Below are 14,429 nucleotides of genomic sequence, written 5' to 3'. Positions count from 1 at the left end.
TTATCTTGCTGCTAACTTTTGTAATAGCTCATAAGCCTTGCCACTATGCATCAATTCAATTGCACGTTGAGCATTTTGTTTTAAGTCTGGTTCACCAAATAAGCTAATTAACATTGCTACATTAGCCGCGATAGCCGCTTCATGAGCTGGTTTACCATGTCCTTGTAAAATAGCTAACAACAAATCACGATTCATTTCCGGTGTACCACCTTCAATATCTTTTAAAGTATATTGTTGTAAACCAAAATCTTGTGGTGTCAGGGTGAAATAGCGAATTTCGCCGTTTTTTACTTCTGCAACTTGGGTTTCTCCATGAATCGCGACTTCATCCATACCGGCACCGTGTACCACATAAGCATGGGTATAGTTCAACATTTTTAATGTTTCTGCAATCGGTTTTATCAAATCAGGATGATAAACACCGAGTAAAATACGTTTTGGTCGAGATGGATTAATCAACGGCCCAAGAACGTTAAAAATTGTCCGTGTTTTTAATTGCTGACGCACTGGAGCAGCATGACGAAAGCCTGAATGATATTGTTGAGCAAATAAGAAACATACTCCTAATTCATCAAGCGCTTTACGTGAGGCTTCCGCTGACATGTTTAATTTGATACCTAAAGCAGATAGTACATCGGAAGATCCTGATTTACTTGATACCCCTCGATTACCATGTTTAGCAACTTTATACCCTAAGGCTGCAGTAACAAAAGCACTAGCTGTTGATATATTAATACTATTAGTGCCATCACCACCGGTACCAACAATATCGGTAAAATCATAATCAGGAGCTTCAAAAGCATCAGCATTTTCAAGTAAGGCTTGCGCAGCACCAGCAATTTCATCCGGTTTTTCACCTCGTACTTTCATACTTATAATCGCAGTTGCCAAAACTGTTGGTTCAATCTTACCTTGAATAATTAAGTTAAATAGTATTTTGCTTTCTTCTTGTGACAATACTTGTCCTAAGTACAATTTATTTAAAATCGGTTGAATATTGTATTCTTGCTTATCGACAATTGCCTCTTGTCTTGCCTGTGGTTGTTTTTGGACTGGATTAAGTGCCCATTCAATGGTTTGCTCTAATAATTTTACCCCTTGAATGGTTAAAATCGATTCAGGATGAAATTGAAAACCACAAACCCGATCCTCATCATTACGTACTGCCATAACAATGTTATTACACATGGCATTAATCGTTAATGTTTTCGGTATATTTTCACCTTTTAAAGAGTGATAACGAGCCACCGGTAATGGATTTGGTAAGCCTTTAAACATAGCTTGACCATCATGTTCAATTAATGAGGCTTTACCATGCAAAATATCACCAGCTGGTACAATCATACCACCATAAGATTCGACAATCGCTTGATGGCCTAAGCAGATACCAATAATCGGTAATTTCCCTTTTAAACGTTTTAGTAATTCAGGCATTGAACCTGCTTCACTTGGCGTACCTGGACCTGGCGATAACATTAAGATAGGATTTTGCATATGTGATAATTTTTCGATAATCACATCGGCAGGAATAGTGTTGCGATAAATTGTCACATTATGTTGATTATGACGTAACTGATCAACCAAGTTATAAGTAAACGAATCAACATTATCAATAAATAAGATATTAGCCATTAGAATACACCTTCTACATTATGTGCTGCCATAATCGCGCGAACAACAGCACGAGCTTTGTTACGTGATTCGTCCGATTCTGATTGAGGTTCTGAGTCTAAAACCACCCCACCACCTGCTTGCACCGTAGCAATACCGTCTTCCACATAGGCACTACGGATAACAATACAGGTATCCAAATCACCACTAGCGGTTAAATACCCCACTGCTCCACCATAACTACCACGTTTTATTTTTTCCGATTCAGCAATTAGTTGCATTGCTCTTACTTTGGGTGCGCCGGTTAATGTTCCCATATTCATTGTTGCTTGATAAGCATGTAGTGCATCAAGATCAGTCCGTAACTGGCCAACTATTCTTGAAACAAGGTGCATAACACACGAATAACGGTCCACTTTTAATAACTCTTTAGTATAACGAGTGCCCGGCTGGCAAATACGAGCTAAATCATTACGGGCTAAATCAACCAACATTAAGTGTTCAGCCAACTCTTTTTTATCAGTGCGCATTTCAAGTTCTAGTCGGCTATCCAAATCATAATCAATCTCACCACTTGCGGATAAACCACGAGGTCGAGTACCGGCAATAGGGTAAATTTCAACTTGATTATTGGTCTTGTTATATTTAAGGGCACTTTCTGGTGATGCACCAAACAGAACAAAATCGCTATCTTGCATATAAAACATATATGGACTTGGATTGGTATTTTTTAACACTTGATAAGCAGATAATGGTTCAGGGCATGGTAATGAAAAACGTCTTGAAGGAACGGCTTGGAAAATTTCACCTTGTTGGATAGCATCCTGCATTTTTTTAACTATGGTATTGAAATCATCATCACTCTTATTACATGAAACATTTATTTCTGCTAAAGATTGAGTCTTAATCGCTTTCATCGGTTGATTAAGTTTACTGTGTAACTCAATTAAGCGTTGATTCAAGCGTTTTGTCTCATCAGGACAAGAAGTAAATGCCGTAGCTTTTAACAATGAAACACGATCTTTATGATTAATTTCCAGTAATGTTTCAGCTAAATAAAAGCGAAAGTCTTGGCAACGTTGTTCGGTTGGTAACAGAGGTAAATCCTCAAAGCCAGCAACAAGATCATAAGCAAATAAACCACCGACAAACACTGCATCAGAACTCGCTTGTTGTGGGATATTAACGATATTTAATAATGTTCTTAGTGCATCAAAAATTGATAATGACTTTAAGCGAGAATCTTCATCTTGCAAATTATCAATAGCCGGAAAAACTAATTTAAGATTATTTTCATCTAATTGTGTTTTAGCAACATTATCAGGAAAAGCTTGTTGTAATAAAGGTAATAATTTTTGTCCGTTACTGGTTAAAGCTTGAAAAGTGACTTGATTATTGAGTGCAGAAATAGTCAAAGCGCTATCAACTATCATTACACTTTTGATACCTTGCTTGTTATCAATTTCAGCTGATTCCAGTAACAATGTTGCCGGTTTGTTATCACAAAGTTGATAAAATACCTGAGTCGGATCCTGATAATAACCAATGGTTTTAATTATCTGTGTTAATGTAGGCTTATTCATTGTTGACTCTCTTTTATAAAATTATATTTATCTTTATAAAACTAAAATACCCGCACTGAGCGGGTATTATGAAAAAAGGACATCATCACATCACCCGCAAAAAGTGATGCGCCACCAACCCAAAACGGTAGTTTGTTGACAATGAGTTAATATGGATTGCTGATTTATCATTATTGTATCTGCTAAAAAAGATTTTGTACTATTAAACTAGTTCATTGGTGTATTGTCAAGTGAATATTTTGTGTACATTTAAATTAAGTCTACCTGTACCAATCAGAAGGTCTTTACACAGTAAACAGTTTTCTACTTTTTAATAAACGAATTAAAACTAGCCAAACAAGATTTTAGTCTTTAAAATGAGCAACTCCGATAAATTATTAATAAAAATTAGAGATTTTGATCTATGCCAATCTTTTTTATTCTTATTGCAGTAATCGTTTTACTTGCAGTTGTAACAGTTTTTAAAGCTATCACTATTGTTCCACAAGGATACCAATATACTATCGAGCGTTTCGGTAAATATACTCATACCTTAGAACCGGGTTTAAATATTATTATTCCTTTTATGGATGGTGTGGGCCGTAAAATTAATATGATGGAACAAGTACTTGATATCCCATCTCAAGAAGTTATTTCTAAAGATAATGCAAATGTACAAATTGACGCAGTTTGCTTTATACAAGTACAAGAAGCAGCAAGAGCCGCTTATCAAGTTAATCAACTTGAACGTGCCGTCATTAACCTAATGATGACAAACATTCGTACCGTACTTGGTAGTATGGAGCTTGATGAGATGTTATCACAACGTGACCATATTAACTCAAAACTACTTAGTATTGTCGATGATGCAACTAGCCCATGGGGAATCAAAATTACCCGTATTGAAATTCGTGATGTTCGTCCACCGGCAGAACTAATTGCAGCCATGAATGCGCAGATGAAAGCTGAACGTAATAAACGTGCAGAAATTCTTGAAGCAGAAGGTGTTCGTCAAGCGGCTATTTTACGTTCTGAAGGTGAAAAACAGTCAGAAATTTTAAAAGCTGAAGGTGAAAAACAAGCTGCATTTTTACAAGCTGAAGCACGTGAACGTGCGGCCGAAGCGGAAGCTAAAGCAACACAAATGGTTTCGGACGCTATTGCAGCTGGTAATATTAATGCCATCAACTACTTTGTTGCGCAAAAATATACTGAAGCGTTACAACAAATTGGAGCTTCAGATAACAGCAAAGTGGTAATGATGCCACTTGATGCATCTAGCTTAATGGGTAGCATTGGTGGTATTGCTGAATTAATCAAAAATACTAAATAGGCTGTACTAAATTAAATTTAAGTAAATCATATTTCCTAACTGATAATAAATTGGTTAGGAATATGATAGGAAATATAATTCAATTAATAATAGGTAACAACCAATGACAGATTTTTTAATGGTTATTTATAATTCTCCTCACTGGATATTTATTGCTTTAGGTGGTATTTTGCTGATTGCTGAGTTATTAGGAACCGGTGGATATGCACTTTGGAGTGGGATTGCTGCCATTATCGTTGGTTTAATTGCTTGGGTTTTACCGCTGTCTTGGTCTGTTTTATGGATTTTGTTTGCTATTTTTACGTTAATATCTGCTTATCTTTGGTGGGTATGGTTAAAAAGACGCGATAACAACAAATCTAATAAAGTTGAAATCAATCAACCACAACAAGAACTAATTGGTATTAGGACAATCGTTACTGATGCCATTACTAATGGTTCAGGACGAGTAAAAATAAAAGACGGCACATGGTCAGCAAAATGTAATCAAGATCTAGAAGTAGGTCATCCAGTTGAAGTTGTTGCAGTTGAGGGCATAATACTGAAAGTAAAGGCACTCAATAAATAAATCAATAATTAAATACGAGTCAATGGCTCGTATTTTTTTGTTTATCATAAAACATAATCAATTAGTTAAATCGATTACTAAATATCCTTTTCAGTAAAAAATATTGGTAATTATCACAATAAGATAATTACCGTTAATCCAGCTCCAATATAGAATTTAAAGAGCTTATAACAGTAATTATCATTTTACTAAAAACTAGTGTAAAAATAAGCCAATAAGAATGCTAGCACTAATTCGATTGTTTAGGATCAATACCAATAACTTGCCAATTATTATTTGATTCATCGGTAATCTTGCCTTTCTTCACATCAGTAATATATTTAATGGTCATATTACGAATGGTGCCTTCTTCATCACCTAAAGCGGTACGAGAATTCCAAATTGGCTCGACTCGGCGCCCTTCTAATGGACCACCTTTTTTCACCAACATTTCATAACGATAAGCATTCATACCTAGTTTGAGTTTCATATCATCAGTAACAACTTTACCATTTAAAAGTGTTAGATTTTTAATTCGATGCCCTACTGGTTCACTTAAATCAATAATATATTTAACGCCACCAAACATATCATAAGTCATATATTTAGATGCGCCTCGCACCGAATCATATTGATAATTTTTATCCGTTGGTTGTACTTGAGCAAAATATGCCGCTGACCATTCCATATAATCTTTAAGATCCTTTCCGGTAACTTCAAAAATAGAGGTTTCACCAGCAGTGTATTGATAATTGTTAGCAATATCTTTGCGAGCGATTGGCCCTTTATTTAATATCGCTTTTTTATTATCGACTAAAACAGCAGTCACATCGGCGCCACTGTAATACAGTTGTACAGAATTAAGTAAATTAGTTAAACCACTTTCTTGCAAGTAAACCGCTGGTATACCATGTATTATCTCTTGTGGTACAAGATCTTGATCTGTTTCACCAATAACTTGATTAGAAATCTCTCTTAATTGTTGATGATAAGGCGAATAAATTTTTTCGATTTCAGGATCAGCTGGATAAGTTTTTACCGGTAATGTTTGCGATTTTTTCGCTTTTAACGTTTTTTTATTGCCATCAATATCAAATTTAAGATCAACCACCGATACTACTGTTCCATAGCGATGAGGTTCAGTAATAACAACATTATTAATGACTTTTTCACTAATATTTTGATGATTATGTCCGGCAATAATTACGTCAAGCTCGGGTAACTGATTAGCAACATCGGCAACACCTGTACCAGGTTTATTGTTTTCATTATCTAATCCCATATGGGTAACTAAAACAATAGCATCAACTGATTGTTGTTTGAGATTAGCAATTTGTTTTTTTATTTCCGGTATTGGCATAGTAAATTCCATTTGATTTACATAACCAGTTTTATTCTCATATTCTGGAACAAAAGGCGTAGTTGCACCAATAAAGCCAATCTTAATACCTTCTTTCTCAATAATGGTTGTGGCGGGTAAATAAGGTTTACCGGAATCTTTATAATAAATATTAGCCGCTAAAGATTGGCCTTTAAATTCAGAAGTGACTTTATCGACTATCGGCATACCAAAATTAAATTCATGATTGCCAAGTACCATAATGTCATAATGCATGGCATTTAATGCCGCAATAGCCGGATGATTTTGCACATTATAAAATCGTTCAATTTGATTATCTTGAATAATATCACCAGCATCAACCACTATGACATTTTCATGTAGTGAACGGTACTCCTTTAAAAACGAAGATATCTGCGCATAAGAGCCTGAAGAGTCTGCTTTGTCAGTACCATAATCCCACGGTAACATTCGCCCATGCACATCTGACGTTGCTAAAATAGAAACACCAACTTCTTTTGCATTAACCTGAAATACACAACCTAATATAAATAAACCGCTTAACAAAGCACTTTTTTTGCTTACCAACATCCTTATCTCCTATCACTATTATGTAAAATTAACATCCTAATTAATTTAAATCGTTTTTATAAAAACAGTCTATTATTCTAAATTATTATTTTTTCAATTAAAGCGTTTTTATAAAAAACAAGATGCTTAATCAGTGATAAAAAATGCCTAACGATAGTGACTATTGTTAGGCAAAATAAGGAGTACGAAAGTTATTTCCATAAATAGACAGAATGTTACTTTAATTTAACATTCTGTTTACTGTTAATTAATGTGACATCGTAGTTTTAACACCACCTTCAGGAATAGGCACATAAGCGGTTTCTTTATCAGTTCTTTGTTTATTATTACGCACTTTAAGTGCAGTTTTAATACCAAAGAAGATAATGCTATACACAACCACTAAGAACAAGATACTTAAACCTGCGTTAGTGTAGTTATTAATGACAATATGATGCATATTATCAATTTGTTGTGCAGTTAATTCGCTGCCTTCGGCAATACGACGATTATACTCATTTGCTAAATAGAAGAATCCTTCTAAATTAGGATCATTACTAAATAGTTTAAGTGCCAATGCCCAAGTAGTACAAATCAATAACCAAACGGCAGGAATAATAGTCACCCAAACAAATTGAGCTCGTTTCATTTTAATTAATACAACTGTAGCTAATACTAATGCTACGGCTGCTAACATTTGGTTTGAAATACCAAATAATGGCCATAAGCTCTTAACACCGCCTAATGGATCAACCACACCTTGGTAAAGTAGATATCCCCATAAACCAACACATCCTAAAGTACCAATAAAGCCAGCAATAAGTGAATCGGTTTTTTTCAAGAATGGTACAAAGTTACCTAATAAGTCTTGCAACATGAAACGACCAGAACGAGTTCCTGCATCAAGCGCTGTTAGAATAAATAGTGCTTCAAATAAGATACCAAAGTGATACCAGAAGCCCATATTTGCGCCTGGAAGAATTTGATGGAACACATGCGCAATACCTACGGCTAAAGTTGGTGCACCACCGGCACGATTTAATACTGATGGTTCGCCAATATCTTTGGCTGTTTGTAAAATTTGCTCAGGTGAAATCACAAATCCCCATGAACTAACTGTAGCCGCAGCGTGTGCTGTCACATCTTGTAGTTGAGACATTATCATCGCCGCATCGCCAGTACCTAATTTATGTAAATCAGGCATAGTTATTCCTAGCGCAGCTGGTGGAGTATTCATAGCAAAATATAAACCTGGCTCAATAATTGATGCAGCCACTAAAGCCATAATAGCCACGAAAGACTCCATTAACATAGCACCATAGCCGATAAAACGTGCATCTGTTTCATTAGCAAGTAATTTTGGTGTTGTACCTGATGAAATTAAGGCATGGAAACCAGAAACAGCACCACAAGCAATAGTAATAAATAAGAATGGGAATAAAGAACCTTTCCAAACAGGACCTGTGCCATCAACATATTTAGTTACATCTGGCATTTTTAAATCAGGATTTAAAATAACAATACCAATAGCTAAACCAACGATTACACCAATTTTTAAGAAAGTGGCGAGATAATCACGCGGTGCTAAAATTAACCATACAGGCAACATCGCAGAAACTAAGGCATAACCAACTAAAGTAAAAGTAATCGTGGTTGCTTTGAAAGTTAATGCTGGTCCCCAATATGGGTCATGAGCAATTACACCACCAAACCAGATAGATAAGATCAGTAATACAATACCAATTATTGAAACTTCTAAAACACGGCCTGGTCTGAGGTATCGCATATAAATACCCATAAATAGGGCAATTGGTACTGTAGAACAAACAGTAAATACACCCCACGGACTTTCAGCTAATGCTTTAACAACAATCAATGCTAATACGGCTAAAATAATTAGCATGATTAAGAAACAACCAAATAATGCTATTGTTCCAGGAATTGGTCCCATCTCTTCTTTTATCATTTCACCTAAAGATGAACCATTACGGCGTGATGATAAAAATAGCACCATAAAGTCTTGTACTGCGCCAGCAAATACCACACCAGCCAATAACCATAGAGTACCCGGTAAATAACCTACTTGCGCTGCAAGTACAGGGCCTACAAGTGGTCCAGCACCGGCTATTGCCGCAAAATGGTGTCCAAATAAGACATATTTATTAGTTGGAACATAATTTAAGCCATCATTATTGATAACTGCCGGTGTCGCTCGAGTTGGATCTAACTGCATTACTTTATTGGCGATATACAAACTATAATATCGATAAGCAACGAGATAAACAGACACTGCAGCAGCAACAATCCACAATGCACTAATATGTTCCCCTCGACGTAGTGCAATGACGGCTAAACAGCAGGCACCAACGATAGCAAGAATAACCCAGGGTATATGCTTTAGTATTCTATTATTCATAATAATTCTCTTTATCGCTTTAAGATTAATATCATCTATTCAATTTTTAACTTAATTATCTAGTTAAAAAGGTAGATAAAATTTATTGATATTAACTTCAAATTGTTTTTGAATTTGGTTGTATTGAATCATGAGATAAAGCTTACTTTATGCTCAAGGGTATAGTAATTTTTTAGTGAATTGAATGGTATAGGAAATTTAGTTACAGGTTAAAACGACTATATGAGTGGTTAAAAATGGTTGGTAAACGGTATCTCAATCGATGAAATAAACCAGAATAAATGATTATAGTCCTAATATCTCTTTAAGCGATTTTAAATATCGACGACTCACCGGCACAGCAACATCATTATTTAAAATAATATCAACACTACCTGCTTCATTAAAGCGAATCTCTTTTAACTTTTTTAAATTGACTAAATATTGTCGATGACAACGAATTAGTGAAGTTTTATCTTCTAAGGTTTTTAGCGTAAGCTCAGTGAAATATTCATTATTGTTTTGATTAAACACATAAATACCACTAACTTTAGATGAAATATAAAAAACATCATCATTAGATAGCAAATAGATTCGATTATGGCCAATACAAGGTATATATTTTAACTGTTGATCAATACCTGATAATTGATTTATATCAGCTACAGGACATTTTTTATGCAAACGGCTTAATGTTTTATTTAGCCTATCTTGTTCAATAGGTTTTAATAGATAATCAAAAGCTTGTTCTTCAAAAGCTTTTACAGCAAACTCGCTATAAGCAGTTAAAAAAACAATATGAGGCATAGTTTGTGGATCAAGCATTGATAACATTTCAAGACCATTTATTTTTGGCATTTGAATATCAAGAAAAACGACATCAGGTGCTAATCGATGAATTTCACGTATAGCATCCATGGCATTATTACATTCTGCGACAATATTAATTTGGCTATCGTTTTCTAGCAAACAACGTAAATTTTCGCGAGCAAGTAATTCATCATCAACAATAATCACATTTAACATTAAACTACGACATCCTCTAGCAAAGGCAAAGATAACATTACATTTGTATATTCGTCTGGTTTACAGATTATCTTTATACCATAGTTTTCACCATAGCGGATCTTAATTCGTTTATCCACTAAATTAAGACCAAGTCCTTTATTATCTTTTTTATTTTCTCGATAATTACCTGCATTATCAATAACCTCTAAAATTAAAGTCTGGTCATTTGCATAGGCTCTAATCGTTACTTCTCCTTGACTAATTAATTGTGAAGTACCATGTTTAATAGCATTTTCAACAATTGGTTGTAATGAAAATGCTGGTAATTGCGCATATTCGAGTTGTTCAGGAATATCAAAATTTATACTTAATTGCTCCATAAACCGCATTTTTTCGATCTGTAGGTAAGCATTTACATGCTCTATTTCATCTTTTAACGTTACTATTTCATCAGTACGTTTTAAGTTTTTACGGAAAAAAGTTGATAAGTTTTGCACTAATTGCGATGCTTGTTCTTTATCACGCCTAATAATAGCCAGTAAAGTATTTAAGGCATTAAATAAGAAGTGAGGATTTACTTGGGCATGTAATAGTTTAATCTCAGTTTTAGACAATAACTGTTTGTAGTACTCATTTTGCCCGGCCAATATTTGCGCAGATAATAAGCTGGCAATACCTTCACCTAAAGTTCTATTTATTGAGCTAAATAATGTATTTTTAGCTTCATAAAGTTTAATAGTACCAACTACATTATTATTTTCACCACGAAGAGGAATAACCAAAGTTGCACCTAAACGACAATTTTTATTGATTGAACATTGATAAGGTTGATGTGTACCGTCAAGATATTTAACATCATTTTGCTCAATCGCTTCTAAAGTAACATTTGAAGTAATTTTCGTACCTGGTAAGTGATGATCATCACCAACACCAATAAAAGCAAGAATTTTTTCCCGATCGGTTATTGATACAGCACCGATATCTAATTCTTGATAAATAATCTCTGCGACTTTGGTACTATTTTCTTGATTGAAACCTTCACGCAATAGACCTTCAGTACTCACTGCGATTTTAAGAGCTTTGGCCGAAAAAGCCGATGTATAGCGTTCAAAAATCGCCCGTCTATCTAGTAAAATTCGCATAAACATTGCAGCTCCAATACTATTGGCGACAATCATTGGTGCAGCAATGCTTCGCACTGCATGTAAAACAACATCAAAAGGTCTCGATATTAATAGTACTTGAATCATTTCTAATGATTCAACCAGAACACCTAATACCCCAACTAAAAAGGGATTATAAACTAAATCAATTCGGCCTTTTTTCATTAAAGTATAATGAAGTAATCCACTAATTAAACCAGTCAAGATAGTCGATAACATACAACTTTCAGCCGTAATACCACCTAATGTATAACGATGAATACCGCCAGTTAAACCAACTAAAAGCCCTACTACCGGACCACCAAGCAACCCGCCTAAAATAGCTCCAATAGCACGAGTATTGGCAATAGTATCTTCAATATGTAAACCAAAATAGCTACCCATAATGCAAAATAATGAAAAAATAAAATAACAGACTAATTTATGAGGTAAATGGATAGTGACTTGCATTAAAGGAATGACAATCGGGGTTTTACTCAACAAATAAGCTATAACCAAATATACGCACATCTGTTGTAAAAGCTGTAGTACAAGATCAAACTCAAACATAATAATAACCACGGCACAAAACCGCCGACCCAAGTCGACGGAGAATGCTAACTTTAATTATCAAGTAAAGTAAATGTTTGCTTATCTTTAGTTGTAGAATCAGCGCCTACAAACACATTAAATTTACCGGGTTCTGCAACATATTGCATTTTATCATTCCAGAATTTCAACATGTCATATTTGATAACAAATTTCACTTGACCTTTTTCGTGCGGTTTAAGAGTTATAGATTCAAAACCAATTAATTCTTTTACCGGTCGGCTTACTGATGCTGTCACATCTTGCAAATAGAACTGCACCACTTGTGAACCTTCTCTTTCACCAGTATTTTCCACATTAGCAATAACTTCAATTTCTCCATTTGGTGACATTTCAGTTTTTGATAATGAAAAATCAATAGTAAAATCAGTATAACTTAAGCCAAAACCAAATGGAAATAAAGGCTCATTAGGGCTATCAAAATAAGATGTTGTGTATTTACCCATATTAACCGTACCATGTGGTCGACCTGTTTTTAAATGGCTATAATAAACAGGAATTTGGCCAACATTATCAGGGAAAGACATCGGTAATTTAGCTGATGGATTATAGTCTCCAAACAGCACATCAGCCACAGCATTCCCCCCTTCAGTACCTAAAAACCACGTTTCAAGCATAGCATCAGCTTGCTGATATTCTTCTTTCACAGTAAGTGGACGGCCATTCATTAAAGCAATGATCAGTGGTTTACCAGTAGCTTTTAATGCTTTAATTAATCGTTTTTGACTAGCTTGAAGATTAAGATCGGTTCGACTTGATGATTCATGTGCCATGCCTTGTGCTTCGCCAACAAAAACTACAACAACATCTGATTTTTTAGCTTGAGCAACAGCTTCGGCTATCATCTTATTAGCTGGTCGTTTATCAAATTTGCTGCTCTCACCATATAAATTTAAAAATTTATCAAGGTTAGGATCATCCGAGAGATTCGCACCCCATGCATAACTCACTAATTTGGGATTTGCGATGGCATTTTTAATGCCTTGCAACGGTGTTACCGCTAAATTAGCACGCCCAGCACCTGACCAGCTACCTAAAATATCTCGTTTTGAATCAGCCAATGGTCCAATGACAGCTATTTTTTTATTTTTGTCTAACGGTAATAAATTATTTTCATTTTTTAACAATACAATACTACGACGAGCTACATCTCTGGCTTCAGTACGATGTAGGCGATCGTTAGCAAACATAGTCTCAATATCAAAATTAGGATCTAAATTTCGATGGGGATTTTTAAACAACCCCATATCATATTTAAGCTCTAACACATGGCGACAAGCTTGATTAATCAGATCTTCTGAGATAGCACCTTCATCAACTAATTCAGGTAAAAACTGTAAAAAGTATTCATCATTCATACTCACATCAATACCCGCTTTGATGGCAATACGTACCGCATCTTTTGCATCAGTTGCAACGCCGTGATTAATTAATTCACGGATAGCGCCATGGTCACTAACAACCACTCCATCAAAATGCCACTGGTTACGTAATACATCAGTTAATAACCAATGATTAGCTGTAGCAGGAATACCATTTACACTAACAAGAGCAACCATAACCGCTCGGCTGCCGGCATCAATAGCCGCTTTATAAGGCACAAGATATTCTTGGAACATTTTGCGTTCACTCATATCGGTGCTGTTATATTCGCGCCCAGCTTCAACCGCCCCATAAAGTGCGAAATGTTTAACTGTTGTGACTAATGATTTTTTATCAGCTAAGGATTGTTTTTGCATTTTTTCAACAAAAATTCGCCCAGCTTCTGAAGCTAAATAAGGATCTTCTCCAAATCCTTCCGAAACTCGTCCCCATCTAGGATCACGGGTAATATCCACCATTGGAGCCCAAGTAACGTTAAGTCCATCAGACGTTGCTTCATCAGCTGATACCTCAGCCACTTTAGCGAAGGCATTACGATCCCAAGTTGCTGCTAAACCTAAATTAATTGGAAATACTGTACGATGGCCATGGACAATATCAAAACCAAAATAGACTGGAATTTTGTTTGGCGATTTTAAAGCTCTTTCCTGCATTCTGGATAGATCGGGTTCCACAACAGTATTAAAAATGCCACCGATTTCACCCGCTTCGATTTGATCAAGTACTTTGTCTAAGGTTAGATCACCGCCGACACTGATTAATCGCAATTGTCCCACTTTTTCTTTAATAGTCATTTTTGATAATAAGTTATCAATAAATACTTTCTTATCTTCATCATTGGGATTTTGTGCAAATAAAGGACATGAAAAAATAAAAAAAACAAAAAAGAAAACTAATTTTTTCAGCATAATAAGTATTGTTATAATATAA

9 protein-coding genes are annotated in these 14,429 nt (G+C 35.1%); 2 read left to right on the top strand and 7 right to left on the bottom strand.

Translation table 11 applies throughout. From position 1 onward, the window contains the following. Together trpD and B6C84_RS03060 are read right to left on the bottom strand one after the other, a co-directional pair. A complete protein-coding gene (gene trpD, locus B6C84_RS03065) occupies positions 1-1,632 on the bottom strand; it encodes a bifunctional anthranilate synthase glutamate amidotransferase component TrpG/anthranilate phosphoribosyltransferase TrpD (protein ID WP_065614085.1) in 1,632 nt (543 codons plus the stop codon). Continuing rightward, positions 1,632-3,194: an anthranilate synthase component 1 gene (locus tag B6C84_RS03060; RefSeq protein ID WP_086354077.1), complete on the bottom strand. Its 1,563-nt coding sequence runs from the start codon at positions 3,192-3,194 to the stop codon at positions 1,632-1,634. The genes trpD and B6C84_RS03060 overlap by 1 nt, the downstream gene beginning before the upstream one ends. Positions 3,195-3,597: 403 nt before the next feature. Here B6C84_RS03060 and B6C84_RS03055 point away from each other — a divergent pair, with 403 nt between their 5' ends. After that, on the top strand, positions 3,598-4,506 hold the full coding sequence (locus tag B6C84_RS03055; protein WP_065578455.1) for an SPFH domain-containing protein: 909 nt from the start codon (positions 3,598-3,600) through the stop codon (positions 4,504-4,506). 103 nt (positions 4,507-4,609) lie between these two features. After that, complete coding sequence (locus B6C84_RS03050; protein ID WP_198198573.1) at positions 4,610-5,074, top strand: NfeD family protein; 465 nt, start codon at positions 4,610-4,612, stop codon at positions 5,072-5,074. 229 nt (positions 5,075-5,303) lie between these two features. Here the strand turns inward: B6C84_RS03050 and B6C84_RS03045 are convergent, their stop codons facing one another. The 5 genes from B6C84_RS03045 to bglX all read right to left on the bottom strand — a co-directional run bounded on the left by B6C84_RS03045 (position 5,304) and on the right by bglX (position 14,407). Further along, positions 5,304-6,983 (bottom strand): bifunctional metallophosphatase/5'-nucleotidase, encoded by a 1,680-nt coding sequence (locus B6C84_RS03045; RefSeq protein WP_086320996.1) that lies wholly within the window; start codon positions 6,981-6,983, stop codon positions 5,304-5,306. Positions 6,984-7,230: 247 nt separating this feature from the next. Then, on the bottom strand, positions 7,231-9,378 hold the full coding sequence (locus B6C84_RS03040; protein ID WP_232354813.1) for a carbon starvation CstA family protein: 2,148 nt from the start codon (positions 9,376-9,378) through the stop codon (positions 7,231-7,233). A 285-nt stretch (positions 9,379-9,663) separates the two neighbouring features. Further along, positions 9,664-10,383, bottom strand: a complete 720-nt coding sequence (btsR, locus tag B6C84_RS03035) for a two-component system response regulator BtsR (RefSeq protein WP_065614083.1) — start codon at positions 10,381-10,383, stop codon at positions 9,664-9,666. Next, entirely contained in the window at positions 10,383-12,077 is a 1,695-nt protein-coding gene (locus tag B6C84_RS03030) for a sensor histidine kinase (protein WP_086320995.1), read from the bottom strand. The genes btsR and B6C84_RS03030 overlap by 1 nt, the downstream gene beginning before the upstream one ends. A 53-nt stretch (positions 12,078-12,130) precedes the next feature. Beyond that, positions 12,131-14,407, bottom strand: coding sequence for a beta-glucosidase BglX (bglX, locus tag B6C84_RS03025; RefSeq protein WP_065614081.1), 2,277 nt, complete (start codon positions 14,405-14,407; stop codon positions 12,131-12,133). Between the last annotated feature and the right edge of the window lie 22 nt (positions 14,408-14,429).

The organism is Gilliamella apis (assembly GCF_002142155.1).
In the GTDB taxonomy this organism is placed as follows: Bacteria; Pseudomonadota; Gammaproteobacteria; order Enterobacterales; family Orbaceae; genus Gilliamella; species Gilliamella apis.
The sequence above is the reverse complement of the archived record's forward strand: the minus strand, read 5'-3'. Positions and strand labels throughout refer to the sequence as shown.

Coding starts and splice junctions, on each gene's coding strand:
- btsR (WP_065614083.1), bottom strand. CDS start 10,383: ATGTTAAATGTGATTATTGTTGATGATGAATTACTTGCTCGCGAAAAT.
- B6C84_RS03045 (WP_086320996.1), bottom strand. CDS start 6,983: ATGTTGGTAAGCAAAAAAAGTGCTTTGTTAAGCGGTTTATTTATATTA.
- B6C84_RS03040 (WP_232354813.1), bottom strand. CDS start 9,378: ATGAATAATAGAATACTAAAGCATATACCCTGGGTTATTCTTGCTATC.
- bglX (WP_065614081.1), bottom strand. CDS start 14,407: ATGCTGAAAAAATTAGTTTTCTTTTTTGTTTTTTTTATTTTTTCATGT.
- B6C84_RS03060 (WP_086354077.1), bottom strand. CDS start 3,194: ATGAATAAGCCTACATTAACACAGATAATTAAAACCATTGGTTATTAT.
- B6C84_RS03030 (WP_086320995.1), bottom strand. CDS start 12,077: ATGTTTGAGTTTGATCTTGTACTACAGCTTTTACAACAGATGTGCGTA.
- B6C84_RS03050 (WP_198198573.1), top strand. CDS start 4,610: ATGACAGATTTTTTAATGGTTATTTATAATTCTCCTCACTGGATATTT.
- trpD (WP_065614085.1), bottom strand. CDS start 1,632: ATGGCTAATATCTTATTTATTGATAATGTTGATTCGTTTACTTATAAC.
- B6C84_RS03055 (WP_065578455.1), top strand. CDS start 3,598: ATGCCAATCTTTTTTATTCTTATTGCAGTAATCGTTTTACTTGCAGTT.